This is a genomic window from Salinibacter sp. 10B (genome assembly GCF_002954405.1).
Lineage (GTDB): Bacteria > Bacteroidota > Rhodothermia > Rhodothermales > Salinibacteraceae > Salinibacter.
The window spans coordinates 828691-848103 of the sequence record NZ_MQWC01000004.1 but is presented as its reverse complement, the minus strand read 5'-3'; the positions used below and the strand labels follow the sequence as shown (position 1 = coordinate 848103).

13 protein-coding genes are annotated in these 19413 nt (G+C 62.2%); 7 read left to right on the top strand and 6 right to left on the bottom strand.

The window, feature by feature from the left end:
• Positions 1-186: 186 nt before the first annotated feature.
• From BSZ35_RS03755 to BSZ35_RS03740, 4 genes are all read right to left on the bottom strand, one after another.
• Entirely contained in the window at positions 187-1524 is a 1338-nt protein-coding gene (locus BSZ35_RS03755) for an amino acid permease (RefSeq protein ID WP_105011197.1), read from the bottom strand.
• 560 nt (positions 1525-2084) lie between these two features.
• Positions 2085-2888, bottom strand: a complete 804-nt coding sequence (locus BSZ35_RS03750) for an NTP transferase domain-containing protein (protein WP_105011196.1) — start codon at positions 2886-2888, stop codon at positions 2085-2087.
• Between the two features lie 186 nt (positions 2889-3074).
• Entirely contained in the window at positions 3075-4067 is a 993-nt protein-coding gene (locus BSZ35_RS03745) for a 3'(2'),5'-bisphosphate nucleotidase (RefSeq protein WP_105011195.1), read from the bottom strand.
• 329 nt (positions 4068-4396) lie between these two features.
• Positions 4397-5236 carry an alpha/beta fold hydrolase gene (locus tag BSZ35_RS03740; protein ID WP_105011194.1) on the bottom strand — a complete coding sequence of 280 codons (840 nt, stop codon included), beginning with the start codon at positions 5234-5236 and terminating at the stop codon, positions 4397-4399.
• Between the two features lie 141 nt (positions 5237-5377).
• Between BSZ35_RS03740 and BSZ35_RS03735 the strand changes: the two genes are divergently transcribed.
• The 6 genes from BSZ35_RS03735 to BSZ35_RS03710 all read left to right on the top strand — a co-directional run bounded on the left by BSZ35_RS03735 (position 5378) and on the right by BSZ35_RS03710 (position 15161).
• Complete coding sequence (locus BSZ35_RS03735; RefSeq protein ID WP_181149164.1) at positions 5378-6448, top strand: PEGA domain-containing protein; 1071 nt, start codon at positions 5378-5380, stop codon at positions 6446-6448.
• A 228-nt stretch (positions 6449-6676) separates the two neighbouring features.
• Positions 6677-7321 carry a hypothetical protein gene (locus BSZ35_RS03730; RefSeq protein WP_105011192.1) on the top strand — a complete coding sequence of 215 codons (645 nt, stop codon included), beginning with the start codon at positions 6677-6679 and terminating at the stop codon, positions 7319-7321.
• Positions 7322-7581: 260 nt separating this feature from the next.
• On the top strand, positions 7582-8175 hold the full coding sequence (locus BSZ35_RS03725; RefSeq protein WP_105011191.1) for a hypothetical protein: 594 nt from the start codon (positions 7582-7584) through the stop codon (positions 8173-8175).
• Between the two features lie 145 nt (positions 8176-8320).
• A complete protein-coding gene (locus BSZ35_RS03720; protein ID WP_219846578.1) occupies positions 8321-9427 on the top strand; it encodes a tail fiber domain-containing protein in 1107 nt (368 codons plus the stop codon).
• A 56-nt stretch (positions 9428-9483) separates the two neighbouring features.
• Positions 9484-13221, top strand: a complete 3738-nt coding sequence (locus tag BSZ35_RS03715) for a tail fiber domain-containing protein (protein ID WP_105011189.1) — start codon at positions 9484-9486, stop codon at positions 13219-13221.
• A 35-nt stretch (positions 13222-13256) separates the two neighbouring features.
• Positions 13257-15161 (top strand): T9SS type A sorting domain-containing protein, encoded by a 1905-nt coding sequence (locus tag BSZ35_RS03710; RefSeq protein ID WP_105011188.1) that lies wholly within the window; start codon positions 13257-13259, stop codon positions 15159-15161.
• Between the two features lie 58 nt (positions 15162-15219).
• Here the strand turns inward: BSZ35_RS03710 and BSZ35_RS03705 are convergent, their stop codons facing one another.
• Together BSZ35_RS03705 and BSZ35_RS03700 are read right to left on the bottom strand one after the other, a co-directional pair.
• Positions 15220-16176 (bottom strand): WYL domain-containing protein, encoded by a 957-nt coding sequence (locus BSZ35_RS03705; RefSeq protein ID WP_105011187.1) that lies wholly within the window; start codon positions 16174-16176, stop codon positions 15220-15222.
• Between the two features lie 70 nt (positions 16177-16246).
• Entirely contained in the window at positions 16247-18019 is a 1773-nt protein-coding gene (locus BSZ35_RS03700) for an SLC13 family permease (RefSeq protein ID WP_105011186.1), read from the bottom strand.
• Between the two features lie 406 nt (positions 18020-18425).
• Between BSZ35_RS03700 and BSZ35_RS03695 the strand changes: the two genes are divergently transcribed.
• Entirely contained in the window at positions 18426-19370 is a 945-nt protein-coding gene (locus BSZ35_RS03695; RefSeq protein WP_105011185.1) for a universal stress protein, read from the top strand.
• Positions 19371-19413: the final 43 nt, after the last annotated feature.

The window sequence follows — 19413 nt, the reverse complement described above, 5'->3', positions numbered from 1 at the left end:
GCGTATACGCTCCGATTTGCTTTTGGTCTACGAAAATATCGGCATCGGATGTGGAGACGGGCGTAAATTAAAACAGGTTCTTAAGCGAGGGTATGCCGGGCAGGGGAGACCGACTGCCAACTCGGTGGACTCGTGCTCACCGGCTCGTTTTGTACGGCGGGGGGGACAACATCAGAACATCCGTTTCTAAGAGTCCGCCGGGGCACGTTCACGGAACCACAGGAGCGGTACGCCGGCGAGGAGGACCCCAGCCCCCAACAGGGCGCCCACACCGGTGTACGCGAGACTCGACCACAACATGTAGACCGAGGCGAGGCAGAAGGCGAAGGGCGTCAGTGGATACAAGGGGACCCGAAACGGGCGGTCGACGTCGGGCTCCGTCCGGCGAAGGACGAGCAGGGACACGCCCGTCGCGAGGAAAAAGAGCCAAAACACGGGTGCCGTGTAGTCCACCATTGATTCAAAGCCCTGTCGCGTGGCGGCGCCGACCCCTACGAGGGCGAGCGCAATGCCGCCCTGTATCCAGAGAGCATTGGCGGGTGTGTTGGCGCCGTCGTCCCACACCCCGAGAACCGAGAACAGGGAGGCGTCCTGGCCTAGCGCAAAGCTCGTTCGTGCACCCGTGAAGATCGTCGCATTCGTGGAGCTCAGGGCCGCTATTGCCACGAACACGCTCAGCACAATCGCACCAGTCTCGCCGAGCGTCGCGCGCATCAGATCGGCAGCCACGGCGTCGGTGCCGCTCATCCCGCCCAGGCCCAGGCCGCTCAGGTAGGCCCAGTTCACCAGCAAATAGAGCGTCGTGATGAGCCCGAGGCTGATGAGGAGGGCGCGAATCATGTTCTTCTGCACGTGTTTGAGCTCGGCGGACACGTAGGCGGACTCGTTCCATCCCCCATAGGTGAGGAGGACGAATACCATGGCCATGCCGAACTGGCTGGAGCCCATCGATCCCCCGCCCGAGGCAGTTGAAGACGCCGCGGCGTCAGGGGCAAGAAACAGGCCGGTGCCCACGATAACGATGAGGCCCAGCACAGTAGCAGCTGTAAGGGCCCGTTGGGTGGTCTTGCCGAGGCGCACCCCTGCCACGTTCAACACCGTGAGTCCGAGGACCGCGGCCGCGGCGTAGATCGACGAGGAGTGAGCGCCCAGCGATAGGAGCTCCGAGGCATAGTCGCCGAACACGAACGCAAGTAAGGCAATGGAGCCGGTCTGGATGACCACGAGCCGTGCCCATGCAAAGAGGAAAGCCATCCAGTCGCCAAAGGCCCGCTGGAAGTAGTGGTAGTCGCCGCCTGCATGAGGATAGGCCGATGCCAGCTCTGCGTAGCAAACGGCTCCGATGAAGGAGACGCCGCCCCCCAGTCCCCAGACGGCAAATGTGAGCAGCGGACTTCCTGCATTTTCGGCAACGAGGGAGGGAGTGCGGAAGATGCTCGCGCCCACGACGACGCCCACGGTTAGGGCGACCACGTCGAGCACCGAGAGTGTACCGGGAAGCGTTGTGTCCGTCGAACGACTCATTACAGCAGGGGGTGAGGAAAAGTCAGCAGTGGAGAGTCGCCTCTACTGCTTCTCGTCTGCGAAGTTGTGCGGACGCCGCCGAAAGTCCCGATAGGTCAAAGAACGAATTCCGATAGGATAGAACGGGTAGACATTTATTTGATTCACGGTCGGAAACGAATTGCACGCATGGAGCGCCGAGATACACATGGGGGCGTTGGAGTCAGACTATCCAAACGGTTTCTGAGGGACGGGTGATGTTAGAGGACTGTGGAGATGGGGACGCCCGAGGGAACGGCGCTATTGGGGCGTTGGGCAAGAAAATCGCAGGCTGTAGCACCGAGGAGAAGTTGGGCGCACGTGTGCGCAGCGTTTTCCGATGCTGTCCAAAACGAACGGCCTTCCCCACGGGCCTTCGCTGCTTCACGTCCCCCAGTCCTGATTGGGGCCGGATAAGACGCTGCAGTTAATCCCCAGCTGGCGTTGGGGACAATGACGTCAGACGCGCCCACTCTCGATTCTGATGTTTCTGCGGTTCGATTCAGTCTCCGACTTGGACACACGACAACGGAACGAGGCTGCTAGTTGAGACACGCCCTCACCTGATCGGCGTTTAGGAGAAGGCGCGGTTCGCGGTTCAGCAGGCGGCGGGTCCGCTCCAGATCCGTTGGGGTATTGCAGTGCAGGCGGAGGGGAGCCTGTTTGGGCAAACGGATCGCGGTTACCCGTTGGGGCTGGGCGAGGGCATCGAGAAACCTGCCGAGAGTGTCCGGGTCTCCTCCCCGATCCAGATAAGGCCCGACAGACGCAAGAGCATTGGGAGAGAGGAGGTACCACGACGGGCAGATTCGGGTTGACGACGCCTCATTCGCATGTTCGACGAGCCCCTCTACTCGCTCTTCCCGAAGCTGGAGCGTGCTGCTCTGTTTTCGTTGGGCAGGGTCGGGTTCGTGCAAGGCCAGAACGCGATTCGTCGTGCCGGTGAAGGCATTGAGGAGGGGCGCTAGTGGGAACCGGTATAGGCTATCCCCGCCACTGACGAGCGCCCCGTCGTCGGGAAGGCCGGTCTTCTCCAACAAGAAGTGGAGGTCTCCCACAGCTCCGAGTTGGTCGTCCGGTGTGGACACCCCGTCGTCGTGGATTGTCAGGGAAACGTTTAGCGGATCGAGGACCGATCGCCACGCGGGTGCCCAGTCCCGGAAGGCGTCGGCATCCCGGTGGTTTACCACGACGTGAATGGCGTCGAGTCCCTGCCAGTCTTGAAGCTCGTCCATCAGGTAGTCCAGAATGGGACGGCCGTTCAGGGAGAGCAAAGATTTGGGCGTATCCGTTGTCAACGGCCGCATGCGGGTGCCGAATCCAGCGCAGAGGAGGTAGGCTATCATGCCGTGGAGAGCCAGTTTGCCGGGGGGCGAGCCGTTTGCCGGATGGAAGGCCTCGGTCTGGTAAAGTGTGGGGACGGTTGAAGGTACCGGGGGCTGCTACAACCAGGTGTCCACACGTCCAGACGTACGGCCGCCCACGAACGGCGGAAGGTGAATCAGAACAGGACCTGCCGAAGGGGCATGGCCTTAACTGGTAGAGGCCTCTAGGGCATCAATGACGTCTTGGTGGACGGCGCCGTTGGTTGCCACGATGCCCGTATTCTGTTTCAGTAGGCGTCCGTGGGTAAAGTCGAGCGGAGAGCCGTGCATATCGGTGACGGTTCCCCCTGCGGCCTCCACGACGAGTGCTCCGGCTGCATGGTCCCAGATGCGTTCTGTGTAGTCGGTCCCCGGACGGGGCAGGCGGAGGTAGATGTCGGCGTTCCCCGTTGCCACTGCGGCGTACTTCGCCTGGCTGTCGAGGCGGAATGGGTCGGCGGTGATGCCGAGGCGTTCGGCCACTTCGACGGCCAAGTCGTGCGAGCTGTGTGAGGACACGAACGACTCCGTGAACCGGCTTTGGCTCGGCTCGGTCGTATTGCTGGTGTGAATGGGGGTCGGCTCGGTGTCCTGGTTCAGAGAGCGCTGCAGCGTGCCCTCGCCCCGAACTGCAAGGAATGCCTGCCCACGTGTGTCCGGATCGTCGTCCGCCAGGTCGGGCGGAAGGTGGGGGCAGCAAAGTGCCGCCACCTGTGGAATGCCATTCTCAATCAGGGCCAGGGCAATGGCGTACTGGTCGCCCCGTACAAAGCCTTTGGTGCCATCGATCGGATCAAGCGTCCAGAACCGATCGCTGTATTCGCGGGCCGTGCCATGGTCGATCCAGGCATACACCCCTTCTGGAGTGGCGGCCTCGTGGTGGGCCTGAACGTGCTCCAGGACCTGATCCCGAACATCGGTGTTGTCAGGGTTGCGGAGGGCAGAGGAGTCTTCTTCGGCGATGACAGGATCCTGAGGAAAGGTCTCCATGAGCGCACGGCAGATGAGCGCTTGGCTGCCGAAGTCGGCCACGGTCACAGGCGATCGGTCATCTTTTTTTAGGACCTCGCCCATGCTCTCGCGTACCGACTCTGTCAGCGTGGCGGCGGCCTGAACGGCCTCGAAGGCGACGGTGCGTTCCTGCTCGTAGGATTCGGACATGGAGGATGGGGGGGCTCGTCGGGAAAAGAATGAAGCGTGGCTCTCTACGAGCCTATTTCCTGCCTGTTCTGAGGAACCGGCTCCGAGCCGAGAGAGACGGCCCACATTCCGGATGAAATTGGGAGGGGCACCTCGCGACGGGCGGTTCATCCAGGCTGACATTAAAAGACCACGATTTCAATCCACAACATGTCCCTTAGGTCACTTAGTGGTCGGACAAGCCGAAGGGGGGATTTCTGAACGTGGACCTGAATGTTGCTTCTCGGTTGAATGCAGTCTGTCAATCGACGCTCGTGCTCGACAGGAAACGTGAGGCCTCACGGGGCAGATTACGTGCACGAAGAGGAGAGGAAGCGCTGGAGGGGAGTAGCTAGAGCGGGTCCCACTTCTTCCGGGACGTAGTGCCCCACGTTGGGATACCGGCGGGTAGATGCCTGTGGGAAGACGGATTGCCAGCGACGCAGGGTTGATTCCCGACCGAAGGCAGGGTCCTTCATGCCCCAGCAGAGAAGCGCGGGACGAGTACGGATTCGGGCACGACGGGTCCAAAGTCGGCGAAGCCAGTTGGAGGCGGTGCGGAGATTTCGGGCCAGCGTCCAGCAGGCGCGCCGACGCGGGGCAGAGTCGAGGGCATCTGCGTAGGTACGGATCCAGGAAGGAGGGGAAACCGACAGGGACCCCAGCGTGAGGGGCATGACGAGCCGAGCAAATGCGTTTCCCTTCTCGATCGAGAGGCGACCGAGGGGGGTTCCGACGAGGCCACTCCCCCACCGGATGAGGGGACGATGGTCGAGCGGCCATCCCCACGTGTTGAAGAGCACGAGGCGCTGTACCGTGCTCGGGTGGCGAAGAGCGTAGGAGAGGCCGATTGGTCCCCCCCAGTCGTGGAGCACCAGGGTGACATTGTGGAGGCTTAGGCGGGCGAGCAGCAATTCAAGCCGGGTGGCATGGGCAGACGGGCGGTACGAGCCGTCGGGAGGGGCTGCGGAGCGACCGAAGCCCAGGAGATCGGGCGCAATGCACCGGTATTGCGGCGCAAGGGCGTCGATGAGGTGCCGGTAGAGGTGAGCGCTCGTGGGATTTCCGTGTACGAACACTACAGGGGGGCCGCGTCCCACGTCGGTGTACGCCGTGAGGCCGGCGGGCGTACGGAGGGTCTCGGTGCTCATCGTGGGATTGAGGCAAATTCGACGAAAAGCCGTGCGCCGGAGGCGAACGGGACGGGGGCGCGGTCGTTCACAAAATACCAAAATGCTCGACGTACGGGGGGCATGCCGCCGGGATTCTGAACGACCCTTTTCCACATGATCATGGATAGTCGCCCTGATGAGCACGAGCCGGAGGCCCCACGGTGGGTGCCCTATACGCCTCCCGCGGCCGATGGATGGGATCGGGTGTGGCTCGTGTTGCGCCGTCTAAGCTTTCCGGCCGTGCTCCTCCTTTTTGGGGTGGGACTCGTCGCGGTGTTCTACTGGGGGGAGCAGCGGACCGTCCGTTCGCGATCCTCGATGTCCGTGGACGTAATGCCCCTGGACGGAGGTCGCTCGGGGGGGAGTGGGGATTCATCGAGCGGGCGAACACGCCTTGTGGTGCGCTCTGAGCCGGAGGGGGCCGTCGTTCGGGTCAACGGAGACTCCGTAGGTACCACGCCGCTCACCGATCCGGGGCTCCGACCGGGGGCGTATATGCTTTCGGTGCAGGCGCCCGGGTACCTGCGAACCGATACGGTCCTCGTGCTGAATGGGGACACCGAGGCGCGCCTACAATTTGTTCTTCGCACTCGTCCCGGCCGGGCGGATTCCGCCCCGTCTGCGTCACAGTCCCAGGCTGCTGCCGTCCCGGCATCGGACACGGTGACACAACCGACGACGCGTCCCGTGCCCGCGATTGCCGTCCCGGAATCCGCCGATGAGGCGCCGGATCCGTCCTCTGCCTACGGTGCACTCTACGTGACCTCCACACCTCTCGGAGCCGTCGTTACGGTGGCAGGGACTGAACGAGGACGCACCCCGCTCTCTGTAGAGCCGGTTGCGGCAGGAGAGCAACAAGTTCGTTTGTCGATCGAGGGGTATGAGCCCTGGACAGCCCAGGTGAATGTACAAGCCGACTCCACACACCGCATGCACGCGGAGTTGACCCAAGAAACCGGTCGACTCCGCGTGCTCGCCCGTCCCTGGGGCACTCTTTACATCAATGGGACCCTGCACGCGCGGGAGACAGACGTGTGGTACGAAACGCAGGTGCCGGTTGGGACGCACCGCGTGACCGCTGTGCATCCCGCACTGGGAACGCAGGCTCAGACCGTGGAGGTGCGGGCCGACGAGGAAACGTCCATTGTGCTCAATTTGCAGGATCGGGAGCCCGACGACTCGTCTTCGTAATTTGAGCCGGCTGCCGTGAGCAGAACATAACCCGAATTTACGCCCCGAGAATTTTGGGTAATAACAGGATTGGGAATCCCGACCGTTGGATCTTGAAAGGCATTCTGTACAACTAACATCAACACACATCATCCAGTGCGATCTGCACTGACGTAAGCGATTCTTTGTACGTTACGTACAGCGAAGCATTCCCGTGCGCAGGTCTCCGCTCGTCGCCACAGTCATAGAATGGTTACACCGAATCGAAGCAGGCCCGACCACGAGTCGTCGACAAGGTCCTCCGAGACGGAGCCGACCCAGCAAACGCAACACTGGTCGGCAGGGGCGACAGAAGAACTGGACCGATACTCCGAGGAATTTGCAACGCTGGTGTCACAGTGGCCCCCAGCTCCCGATGAGGCCCCTGTCGATTGGCTGCGCCGCCTCCCCGACGAGGCGTTTGCGTATTTCCAGCAGGGAGTAGCGACATTTGGTCGCAAGCCGCAGTCCCCTGGACAGCGGCGCGGGCGGCTCTATCTGCTGCATACAGCCCTCGTTTTGATGTGGATCAGATGGGACCGGGAGCGGGCGGAGAAGAAATTTCGAGCGGAGGCCCAAGAAGGCACACGCCGGACAGGTCGGCTCACCACGCTGGAGTACTATCGGCGTGGAGGAATTCTCGTTGACTATGAGGTCGAGGACTGGTTGTATCAGCCAGTGGGGGAGTGGTCGGTTGACCTCTCCAGCGCTGCCGTCGACACCGGTGCCCTTTCCAACGCGTCGCTCCGAGAAAAAATGATCGACCAGTCGGTCGTGACCATGAGCCTCGATCAAATAAGAACCCTCCTCAAGATGGGAGCAATTCCATCTCCCGACGCCGTTTCGCTGTCGTAGAGGGACCAAAGGCGTCCCCGGCTTGCGTGAATGGCGCATGGCAGATGCGTAAGACACGTACGTGCCCCTACCGGAGATGAGCGATCTAGGAAGTGCCATCCGTTACTGTCACTGTTGAGCTGCACTCTCTGCGGGGAATTCTCATCGGCATGAGAGCGTGCAGCGCCAAGGGATACCTGCTCTGAGAAGAGAGTATGGATCCCTCAGGGGTGAACGGACGGCGAAGGATTCCTATATCCTCGCTTCAATCCCCTTTCGGCATGTGTGGGTCCCGATTTTGGGCAGCGGTTCTTCCGGTCCTGCTCGCAGTGTGTCTCGTCCCATTCGTTCCCACCTACGCGCAATCCGCAGTTTGTGAGCGGGCACTGGCCGCGGCGCAGGATCAGTATCGAGAGGCCGAATACGACGAGGCCCTCCGGCTTGCTGCTGCTTGTCTGAATCAAGAGGAAAGGACGGCGGACCAAGCGATTTCTGCCTATCGAATCCTTGCCCTGATTCATCTGAAGCGGGACGAGCTCGAGCAGGCACGATCGGCGGTAGTAAATCTTCTTGGAATCGATCCGACCTACACGACCGATCCTGTAGCCGATCCTCCGGCCTACGTGTCACTGGTCTCGATTGTCCAGCGAGATGTGCAGGGCCCTACTGAGGTTGCTTCCTCAACTCCTGAATCGACCCGTCCGTCCTTCTTTCGTCGGACCAGTACCTGGGTGACGATGGGCACCGTGCTCGTGGGGAGCGGGGTGGCCACGGTCGTTGCACTTCAGAGCGGATCGGGAGGAGAGCAAGGGGGTGGGGGCGGAACCCCTCCGCCCGCCCCCGAACCGCTTCCCATTCCCCCGACTACGCCGTAGACCCTCGATCCGGTCTCAGTCGGGTCGGGGCGTTTGTTCACCATCCCCTTCGTGTTTTTCCGTTCGCACCGTGCTTTTCTCCCGTCCGTCGGTTCCGGCTTTTCACATTCCGCTTGTTGGTCTTCTGCTCGCTATGATCATGAGCATGGGGACAGTTCCGGCTGCAGCTCAGGTTCCGCGGCTGCTTCACTACCAGGCCACACTTGCCGAGGGCAGTTTTCCGGTGGAGGGGGCCGTTGATTTGGAGGTCGCCTTCTTTGGACAAGAGGAGGACGGAAGCCCCCTGGCGGGCTGGACGGAAGCGTATGCCGATCAGACGCTTTCGGCCGGCCGGATTAGTCTGCTTCTTGGGAGTCAGACCCCATTGCCCGAAGCCTTGTTCGAGGTCTCACGTCTTTATTTACAGCTCACCGTGGACGACACGGTCCTCCCCCGCATACCGATTGCCAGCACAGCGTTTGCCGTGCGCGCCGGGCGAGCGGATGGAGTAGTCGCGGGAGGCGTCTCGGCGTCCGCGTTGGCTGCAGGAGCGGTGACCGGCGACGCCCTCGCCGATGGAAGTGTCACTTCGGACGCGCTGGCGGCAGCAGGCGTAACGACCGCGGCCGTTGCCGATGCGGCTGTCACCGGACCGAAGATCGCGACGGGCGCGGTGGGCACGGCGCACCTTGCCGATGGGGCGGTTACGAGTGACAAGCTCGGGACGCGGGCGGTCCTCGGGGAGGTGCTTGCAGACGGAGCCGTTACGACGGAAAAACTCGCCAATGGGGCCGTCACCACGTCGAAGGTGCGCCCCGGCGAGTTGGTCACCGCCCTGAACGGCCTCACCGATGGCGTCCGACTCGTCGGAGGAGACAACGTGACCGTGATTCCGAATGAGAATACCGGCACTATTACGATTGAGGCGGACGACGACAAGAAATCCTCGGATCAGATGAGTTCGCGACGCTGGAAAACCGACGTTCAGCCGATCGAAGACGCCCTTTCGCTGATCAGTCAACTGCGTGGCGTTCGGTACCGATGGATTCAGAGCGGCGACCCCGACGTGGGCTTTATTGCGGAAGAGGTGGGGACGGTCGTTCCGGAGGTCGTAACCTATGCTCCGAATGGTCGGGACGCCGAAACAGTAAACTATGCTCGTCTCGTCGCTCTACTCGTGGAGGCCGTCAAGGCCCAGCAGGCCCAGATCGAGTCGGATCGGGCGCTGCTTCACGACCTTCGCCACCGCCTTCAGGCTCTCGAGCGCGAATGAGAAGCCCATCTGTGTTGCCACCATGCCGCCTCCACATTGTCTGATTTTTTCCAGCCATGACCCTTCGAATCTTCGTCGTCGCGTTCCTGCTCAGTCTGCTTTTCGCCGAGGCATGGGCCCAGAACGTCCCGTCCGTGCTTCACTATCAGGCGAGCCTGCTCGAAGACGAGCAGCAGGTGGACGGCGAGGTGGCCTTTACGGCGCGCATCTACGGCGTAGAAACAGGCGGACAGGCGCTCTGGACGGAAAATCGATCGGCGGTGGCCGTGACCGATGGTCGGCTAAGTGTTCTTCTTGGTAGTGAGACCTCCCTGCCCAACACCTTGTTCGACGGCGACGCACGCTACCTCGAAATTGAAATCAACGGCGAACGACTGCCCCGCTTGCGCATGGCCAGCACGGCGTATGCCCTGCGGGCGGGAGTGGCAGCGGCTGTCGTTGCGGGAGCTGTGAGCCGTGATGCGCTTGCGGATGATGCAGCGGTGACAAGTATCAATGATATCCCGGGGGCGCTCACGATCGAGGGGGCCAATGGGGCGACGGTCAACGTCGATTCGGAGGCAAACACCATCACGATTTCCGCCCCGGGAGGGACCGACGGCTCCAGTGGCATTTTCGGGGTGCAAAATAATGACGGTGCACTGCAAATTGTAGATCCCAATGGACCGACGACCACCATTAATGTGCAGCCGGGAGGGATTGGGGCCTCTCAACTTGCCGACGGCGAGGTGGGAACGGCGAAACTGGTGGACGGAGCCGTGACCGCCCGAAAACTGGCAGCGGAAAGTGTGACCGGGGCGGCGTTGGCACCGGGCACAGCGGTGACGGGACTCACGGTTGGGTCGTCGACCCTGACGGGAGGCGTTCCTCTCGTGGCGGGGGATGGGGCACGTCTAGACGTTGATCAAGGCGCGATCAGGATTACAGCAGAGGGAACCGGAGGCACGATTACGGGCGTGGCACCGGGCACAGGACTCACCGGAGGAGGGACAGAGGGAAGTGTCACACTCGGTCTGGCTGAGGGGGGCGTGAATACGGCCCAGATGGCCGATGGGGCCGTGACGGCGGCCAAGATCGGCCCGAATTCTGTCCGTAGTGCCATGATTGTAGACGGCACAATCACGGGAAACGACCTCGCGGCCGGTGCGGCCGTCAACAGTGTAAATGAGCTTCGGGGCGATTTACGGCTTGCGGCGGATGGAGGGGCCAGCATCACAGTGGATCGTGAGCAGGGTGTAATTACGCTTTCCGCACCAGCGGCCGATGGTACCGGCATCCTCGGGGTGCAAAATACAGATGGTGCCCTTTTGATTACGGATCCGAATGGACCAACGGCGACGATCAACGTGCAGGATGGGGGCATCGGCGTCGACCAACTTGCGGAGGGGAGTGTGACGGCGGCCGCGCTTGCCAACAGCGCAGTGACGGCGTCGGCGCTCGACGCCACGAATTTCGGGGCCGCCGGTCAAATTCTTAGCTATACCGACGACAATCAGTTTACCTGGGTGGACGCGGCCACGGGGGACGTCACGGGCGTCACGGCGGGAGGGGGGCTTGCGGGGGGAGGCACGAGTGGAAATCTGACGCTTTCTGTCCCAGAGGGGGCGATCACCGCAGCACGGCTTGCTGATGGATCGGTTGAAACCGATAAGCTGGCTGAAGGAGCGGTCACGACCCAAAAGATCGCCGATGGGACCGTGGAGGCGATCGATCTTGCACCGGGAGCAGCAGTCACAAGTGTGGGGAATGGCACCGCCACGCTTACCGGCACCGTCGAGCTTCAGGGAAGCTCAAACATTAGCGTAGATCGCATCACGGGGCAGAACGCCTTCGAAATTGCGTTCACGGGCGATTTGACGGCCCCCGTTACGTCAGTCACCGGAAGCAGCGGGCTCACGACGCTGTCCGGCGTGACCGGTGATGTGGAATTGGGCATCACGGAAGAGGGGGTGGGCACGACACAGCTCGCCGATGGTGCAGTTACGACGGCGAAGCTGGCGACCGCTGCAGTGACCAGTGCAATCATAGCGGACAACAGTCTTACGGCGCAGGATCTGGCGGCTGGGGCGGTGGGGGTTGGCGAACTCAACGCGACGGCGGCGCCCTCAACTGATCAGGTACTCAGTTTCGATGGCACTGGTCTTGCTTGGACGAACGCTGCTGCGGGGGACATCACGGGTGTGACGACGGTCGGGGGGCTTACGGGCGGAAGCGATACGGGAGAGGTGACCCTCTCTATTGCAACAGGGGGCGTAAGTGAATCGCTTCTCGCGAATAGCGCCGTGAGTACCGTCAAGATTCTCGACGGTGCCATTACGGAACCAAAGCTTGGCACCACCAACACACCGACGCAGGGACAGCTCCTCAGCTACGATGGCGCCAGCCTCGCCTGGACGGAGGGTGGGGGCGGGGACATCACCAGTGTCTCGGGAACGGGGGGGCTAACCGGTGGCGCTGAGACCGGAGACGCGACCCTTTCCATCGCCGATGGTGGGGTGACGGGCGTGCAGATTGCGACAGGAGCCGTTTTGGGGGGAGCCAACGTCACGGTGTCGCGAGATCCCGACAATAATGTTGTGGTTGCTGCTCCAGCAGCGTTGACCTCGGCGGTCGAGTCCATTACCGCTGGAGAGACGACGCTCCAGGGCGCGCTACAATTCGCAACCACGGGCGACGCAACGCTGTCGGTGAGTGGAAACACGCTCACGTTTGGAGCGGATGGCAATGGAGATGGACTGGCGAGCGTGACGAGCGACGGGACACTGACGGGCAACGGGACTAGTGACAGTCCGCTTGGGGTGGCCGAAGGGGGAATCACGACGACGCAACTGGCTCCTGACGCCGTGACGGCTGCAGCAATTTTGGACGGAAGTGTCGGGGCTACCGAAGTGGCCGACGAGGCCATCCTTGAGCCCGCCTTGAGTGCGACGAATGTTCCCTCGTCGGGACAGGTTCTTAGCTCCGATGGAAGCACTGCTTTCACCTGGGTCGATCCATCGGCCACAGTCACGACGGATGGCACCACTCTCACAGGCGACGGGAGCAGTGAAACGCCTCTCAGTATCCTCAATGAAGGAGTTGGCAGTGATCAAATTACGGATGGAAGCATCACCGCATCTGATCTTGGCACTGGGGCCGTAACCAGTGCGATTGTTGCGGACAATAGCCTCACTGCAGACGACTTGGGGACAGGTGCCGTCACCGCCGACGAACTCGCCGTCGATGCAGTGACATCAAATGCCATTGCACTGGGGGCCGTAACGGCCGACGCAATTGCGACTGGAAGTGTCGGGTCCGAAGAGGTTGCTAATGGAAGCCTTGCCGCCACTGACCTCAGCGCCTTGAATCCCACAAACGGGGACGTGCTGGTCTACAACGATACGGCCGGCGGGGATCTTGAATGGCTGGACCCGTCCGCAACCACCTCATCGATTCGGTTTAAGTCGGACGTAGCAACGATTACGGATGCAACGGCCCTCGTCGAACAGTTGCGCGGCGTTCGGTTCCACTGGAAAGAGGATGGACGTCCCGACCTCGGGCTTATTGCAGAAGAAGTTGCAGAGGTGTTTCCGGAGCTCGTCGTCTATGAGGCCGATGGGACCACGGTTCGCGGTCTGCGCTATGCTCCACTGGTGAGCGTGCTCATTGAGGCAGCAAAAGAGCAGAAGGAGACCCTAGACGCCGCCACCAAGACTATCGCTACTCAGCAACGGGAGATTGATGCTCTTGGGAATCGCCTTGCTCGCCTGGAGGCCCTCGTGCAGTCGATGCAGCCAGCCGAGCCACGTCCCTAATCCCCCTTGTTTCTTTCTTCTTTTCGGTATCTCAAATGACTTTTCCTCTGTCTGTAGGTCCTGTGCTGGGCCGTTGGGCGCTCGGGGTGGGGATGATTCTCATATTCGTTGTCACCACGCCCGCCACGGCGCAGCAATACACGATTCAGGAGGCAGGGCTGGACGGCGGCGGGGGCGTACGCACGTCTGGGTCGTTGAGGCTTACGTCCTCTCTTTCGTCCGCACCAGTAGGAACCGTCCAAACGGGGCGATATGTGCTTTACAGTGCCATGCCCTCGCCGTTTGCCGGTCGGGCGGCGATCGTGGTTATTCACGATCCGGGGGGCAATGGAGACGACGCGGCGGCCACGGGGGGACAGGATCGCTCCATCATCGCCCGCATTCTGACCAATGAGGCGCCCCTCGATGGCGCTACGCTGTACTACCGAGCGGGAACAGCCCCCGAGCCGACCGCCGTCGTGATGGAGGAAGGGGCATCGGGGTTTACGGCGACCATTCCGGGCAGCGACATCGGGGCGGCAGGGCTCACCTATTATTTCACCGCCACCGATGCGGCAGGCACCACCATCCGCGCCCCCAGACGCGGCGTGTACTCGCTTCCCGTGCAGCTGAACGAGGGGGATCTGCGGGCGACGGAGCCGCAGCCAGGAGGGACCACACAGGCGGCCTACCGACTTCTCTCAATGCCCATCGTGCTTGAGGATCCACGCCCCACGGCGGTGCTGGGGGATAACATTCCCACCCTGGCCAGTGCGTCGGCCTACGATCCCTCCGAAGCACGATTCTTCGAGCCCATCGGGACTCGTGTAGCAGAATTTCCACGCACGAGTGATTTTGATCTGGGGCGGGCGTTTTGGCTCATCGTGCGGGGAGAGGGGGCGGTGCTCGACGCTGGCCCCGGGACGGTCAATCCGCTGAATGAGCCGGTGGATATTGCGCTTAGTCAGGGCTGGAACTTTGTAGGAACGCCGTTCACCGTGCCTGTGCCGGTGACCAATCTCCAGACGAGCAGTGGGGCCCCCGTGACGCTTCGTGCGTATGGGGCGGACGGATACAATACGCCGGACAACCCGGTGACCGAGATGGCGCCGTTTTCGGGCTACGCCGTCTTTGCCGAGTCGGCCACCACCCTCACCGTGCAGCCTCCGCTTCTCTCCGACGGGAACGGAAAAACGAACGTCGATTCCACTCCCGCGGCGGCCTTTGCCTGGCGCCTCCGCATTCGGGGGACGAGCCGCACCGGTCGTGATGGCGACAACGTGGCGGCCGTGCGGGACGGGGCCGTCGACGAGTGGGACCCGTGGGACTGGCCCGAACCCCCGTCGATGGGCAGTGGCCTGTCCATCACGTTCGATCCGCCCGATGGTAGCCCGCCGAATGTAGCGCTCAGTACTGATGTCCGCCGCGTGCCCACGCACGGGACCATCTGGCCGCTCACGGTGCACACGGAGGCGGCAGGCCCAGTTCGGTTGTCGGTAGAGGGAACGGAGCAGCTTCCGGCTCACCTTGACGCATGGCTGCTTGATACCGCAACGAAAGACCTATGGAATCTACGGCAATCCGCCCAGGCGCGCCTTACGGTGCTTGCCGAAGGAACTGAGCGCGCCCTGCGTCTCGTGGTGGGCACAACGGCCTACGTGAAAGAAATGCTTCGAGACCTGGAGGCCCTGCCGCAGGTGTACACGTTGAATCCTCCGTATCCGAACCCATCGACGGGGACCGTCGCGTTTCAGGTCGGCGTGCCTGAAGACGAGGAGGTGAGCGTAGAGGTGTACAACATTCTTGGCCAGCGAGTGGCGACGCTCAAGAATCGAGAGCCGATGGTTGCAGGCTTTCACACGCTGGTGTGGGACGCGCCGCGCCTGGCCAGTGGGGTCTACTTCGTACGGATGGAAGCCGGGCCGTACCGCGAGACGCAGAAGCTGGTGCGCATTCGGTAGATGGGGCAGCGAAGACATCGGCGGTGGAGGGAGACGCCGTGCCCTGCGAATCCGAACGTCAATCCAAAAGAGTCGGCATGTCGCGGTACTGATCGGCAATGCGTCGCGCCTCGGTAGCAAGGCGCTTCCGGAGGGCCCGCGGCTCGATCACACGGACGTGTTGGCCCCAGCTCAGAAGCCACGGCAAGACCTCTAGCTCGTGGTCGACCTTGATCGTGAGGAGCAGGCGCCCGTCGCTCGTGTATTCGCGGTCGGCTACGTGGAGAGAGGGAGCGACCTGTACGGAGGGCGTGACCTCCGCGGCAAAGACGACGCGAACCTTCTCCGTGGGCGTGGGATCCGGGCCGTCCGGGGGAGTGCGGTAGCTTTCCGGGCGTTCGAAGGTGTGGTCGGTAAGGCGAACGTCGTCTACGTCCTGAAGGCGCAGGTGAACGACCCGCGACCGGTCGGGATCGTAGCCCACGACGTACCACGTGGCGGCCTTTTGCAGAAGGCCGTATGGGTTCAGCGTTCGCTCGGACGGAGGGGCAGACGGAGGGGCGAGGGTCGCCACGATGGCGCGCTCTTCCACGAGGGCCTGGCGCACCCGCTGAAGGTGGCCGTCCTCCGTGGGAGTGCCGAAGGCACTGGGGGGCACGAGGTGGACACTGCCCTGCAGGGCAAAGGCTCGTTCGCGCGCCTCCGATGGGAGGACGGCATCGAGCTTGCGCTGGGCCGAACGGGCGGCGGCCCGGTATCGCCCATCAAAGTTTTGGGCGGCGTAGGCGCTGCCCAGAATCAGCATCACCGCCTCGTCGGTCGTGAGCGTCACGGGCGCCAGCAAGTAGTCCTCCGGGACACGATAGCCTTTTCCGGGCACGCCCTGAAGGGGAACGCCGGCCTCCACCATCGACTGCACGTCGCGGTAGACGGTCCGCTCGCTCACCCCGAGGGCCTCGGCAAGGTCCTCTGCACGCTTCCAGGTGTCGGGCTCTAGCTGCAGCAAAATGGCAGGCCAGCGCTCGGCAGGGGTCATGGGCGAAGAGAGGACAAGGAGAAGAGCGTCGATGAGAGCGGTCGCACGTCGGAAGGTACAGGCAGGAGCACTACATGTAAAAGAAGTAGAGTACGGTCGTCGACACCGTCACAAACAGCAGGGACAGGAGGCTTCCGGCCTTCAGGTAGTCGTTCACGCGATACCCGCCGGGGGTCATGAGGAGCGCATTGACGTGGTGGGTGGGCAGAATGAACGAGTTGGCGGCACAGAGACCGACTTGCAGCACCATCACCTCGGAGGGAAGGCCCACCGCGCCGCCCATCTCCAGTACCAATGGGACCATCAGGACCGTGGCGGCCACGTTGGACATGATCAGCGAGAAGATTGTCATGAGGATGCCGAGGATGAAGAGGATGAGGTATGGGGGCATGCTTTGCACGGCCGCCACCAGCGTCTCGGCGATGAGCGCGGCACTGCCGGACGTTTCCATCGCAATGCCAATGGGAATGAGGCCGGCAATGAGAAAAATCACCTTCCACTCGACGGCCCGGTAGGCCTCTTCGATCGTGAGCACTCCCCCCAACACCATGGCAAGGGCGCCGCTCAGGAAGCCCATCGAAATCGAAAAGTTTAGGCCGAGCACTAGAGCAATGGCCCCCGCAAAGCTGCCGACTGCGAGCCACGCCTTTTCCGGCTTTTTCTGATCATATTTGAGGGGGGTCACAGTGATGTAGTCGTCGCTCTCGTCGAAGAACTGTAGGTTCTCCCACTTTCCCTGCAGCACGAGCGTGTCGCCCGCCTGGATTTTGCGGTCGGCGACGTTGTCCTCTACCACCTGGCTTTCGCTGAAGAAGAGAACGACCTGCGTGTTGTGCTTCTCCCGCAGCCGGAGGTCACGGATTGTTTTCCCCACGAGCTGGGACCGCGCCGGAATGACAACCTCCAGGTATCCCTCCTTGGAGTCCGAAATGGTCTTGACATCTTCCTCTGCGAGCGTGAGCGCGTACGACTCGGCAAACTGCTCGACGTCTTCGGCGTGGCCCTGCACGACAATCTTTTGTCCCTGGTCGAGGTGGAAATCTTCCCAGATGTCGTAGCTGGTGCCGTTGGAGCCAAAGACCCTCAGCAGGTTGAGGTTGTACCGCGCCCCCATCTCTGACTCCTCAGGCGACTGGCCAATAAGCGGACTGTCGCTCGGCACGCGGAGCGTGAAGATCGAGTCGGAGAGGCCCCAGACATTGAGGAGCTTTTTGCCGGGGGAGGCGCTCTCGTTCATCTTGGGGGAGGAGGGCAGGACGTACGGCCCCACTACGAAGAAGTAGAGGATGCCGGTGCCGAGCAAAAGGAGGCCGATCGGCAGCACGGTAAAGAGCCCGAACGGGTCGAGGCCCTGGGCGGTCAAGAGGTCATTTAGAACGATGAGAGAGCTGGTTCCGACCATCGTGAGCGTGCCGCCGAGCAGGGCCGCAAAGCCCATGGGCATCAGGAGGCTGGAGATGGGAATTTGTTCCCGTTTGGAAATGCCCGTCATGACCGGCAGGAAGAGAGCGGCTGCCCCGATGTTCTGCATGAAACCGGACATGATCCCCACGGTGATCGACACTGTGGAGAGAATGCGTCGCTTGCCTCGGCCGGCCACCTGGAGAATGAAGCTCGCAATCTTTTCGGTCACTCCCGAGCGGAAGAGCCCGCGCCCCATGATCATGACGCCGATGATGGCGAGCACGGCGTTGCTTGCGAAGCCGGAGCGGGCCTGCTCCGGAGAGATGCTACCGGTCCAGACCAGCGCCAGCAAGGCCAAGAGGGCCACCACGTCGATGCGAAACACCTCGGTCACAATCAGGACCACGGTGACCGCGAGAATACCTAGCACAACTTCCATTGCCACAGTGTCGGTCGGGTCAGCGATGGGGAGAAAGAAGAAGAGGGATGGGATGTACGTCCGTCCTTCTCAAGTCTTCCATCTAAACGACAAAAGATCAAAGGATCTCGGTACGATCACAGGTCGTTCTCGCTCAGGTCGATCAGAGATTCCCTGACAACCGTCCGTAACCGGAGTATCGTCTGCCGGGTGCCCCAAACCCGGTTCGGGAATGGGGGCCGTACGGGAGAAAATCGACGCGGCCCGCCGTGGAGACAAGATGTGCGACCTTCCCCCACACACCACGTCAGGAATTCCCGTCGCGGTCGGCGCGGAAGAGTGGACAAACGACTTCCCCACGAACCGGTATACTGCACTCTAGCAACATAAGAAGAGGCTTTTCTCCTCATTAACCCTCACGTCCAACATGTTTGCAATCGACGACATCCTTATCGCTCGGGACTTTTCGTCGGTGTCCGATCGGGCACTGCGACACGGCTTCGACCTTGCGGCCCGTACCGGGGCTACGCTGCACATCCTTCACGCCGAGGTTCTTCACGACATCGACGACCGGTCGCGCGATCGCCCGTCGCCGACGGAAGGCCTCGATGCTCTGCGCGACGAACTTGCCAACGATGGGCTGTCGACCGAGGCCCTCGATGCGGTGACCGTGCGCGAAGTTGTACGGCGCGACGTGTCGCCGGCCCCGGCCCTTCTCAGCTATGCGTCGGAGGAGGACGTTGACCTCATTGCGATGGGCACGCACGGACGGCGGGGACCGAGCCGCATTCTGCTCGGGAGTGTGGCCGAAGAGGTCGTGCGTCGGGCCGAGCAGCCGGTGCTTACCGTGCGGGGGATGGAGGCGGACCCGACGCCGGCGGTCGGGCGCATCGAGCAGATTCTGGTTCCTGTGGATTTTTCGGACTACTCGCGCGAGGCCCTGCGGACGGCCAACGCCTGGGCGCAGTTGTACGACGCTCGCGTCCACGTCCTGCACGTCGTTGAAGAAGACCTGCACCCGGCCTTCTACGTCGGGGGGGTTCGGTCGGTCTACGACGTGGAGCCCGATCTCGACGAGAAGGTGCGAGAGACCCTCAGCGAATTTGTATCGACAGTCGTTGAGGAGCCCAATCGTATTGAAACGCACGTTCGCACCGGATCGGCGCCCTCCGAAATTTCCGAGTTTGTACGGGACGAGGGCATCGATCTTGTTTCTCTCTCGACGCACGGCCGCACAGGTCTCGAACGCTTCTTCCTGGGCAGTGTGGCCGAGAAGGTCGTGCGGCACGTCTCCTGTCCCGTGTTGACCACGAAGGCGTTCGGCCGGTCACTCGTGTCTCCGACCGAGGACACCGCTTCGGCGGCCGCCTAACCATACAGTTTCCGTTTTCCGTCGACCCACGCTCCGACCGGCT

Bases quoted from the DNA above. Each gene is read 5' to 3' on its own strand.
- BSZ35_RS03755 (WP_105011197.1), bottom strand. From the start codon at position 1,524: ATGAGTCGTTCGACGGACACAACGCTTCCCGGTACACTCTCGGTGCTC.
- BSZ35_RS03750 (WP_105011196.1), bottom strand. From the start codon at position 2,888: ATGATAGCCTACCTCCTCTGCGCTGGATTCGGCACCCGCATGCGGCCG.
- BSZ35_RS03745 (WP_105011195.1), bottom strand. From the start codon at position 4,067: ATGTCCGAATCCTACGAGCAGGAACGCACCGTCGCCTTCGAGGCCGTT.
- BSZ35_RS03740 (WP_105011194.1), bottom strand. From the start codon at position 5,236: ATGAGCACCGAGACCCTCCGTACGCCCGCCGGCCTCACGGCGTACACC.
- BSZ35_RS03735 (WP_181149164.1), top strand. From the start codon at position 5,378: ATGGATAGTCGCCCTGATGAGCACGAGCCGGAGGCCCCACGGTGGGTG.
- BSZ35_RS03730 (WP_105011192.1), top strand. From the start codon at position 6,677: ATGGTTACACCGAATCGAAGCAGGCCCGACCACGAGTCGTCGACAAGG.
- BSZ35_RS03725 (WP_105011191.1), top strand. From the start codon at position 7,582: ATGTGTGGGTCCCGATTTTGGGCAGCGGTTCTTCCGGTCCTGCTCGCA.
- BSZ35_RS03720 (WP_219846578.1), top strand. From the start codon at position 8,321: ATGGGGACAGTTCCGGCTGCAGCTCAGGTTCCGCGGCTGCTTCACTAC.
- BSZ35_RS03715 (WP_105011189.1), top strand. From the start codon at position 9,484: ATGACCCTTCGAATCTTCGTCGTCGCGTTCCTGCTCAGTCTGCTTTTC.
- BSZ35_RS03710 (WP_105011188.1), top strand. From the start codon at position 13,257: ATGACTTTTCCTCTGTCTGTAGGTCCTGTGCTGGGCCGTTGGGCGCTC.
- BSZ35_RS03705 (WP_105011187.1), bottom strand. From the start codon at position 16,176: ATGACCCCTGCCGAGCGCTGGCCTGCCATTTTGCTGCAGCTAGAGCCC.
- BSZ35_RS03700 (WP_105011186.1), bottom strand. From the start codon at position 18,019: ATGGAAGTTGTGCTAGGTATTCTCGCGGTCACCGTGGTCCTGATTGTG.
- BSZ35_RS03695 (WP_105011185.1), top strand. From the start codon at position 18,426: ATGTTTGCAATCGACGACATCCTTATCGCTCGGGACTTTTCGTCGGTG.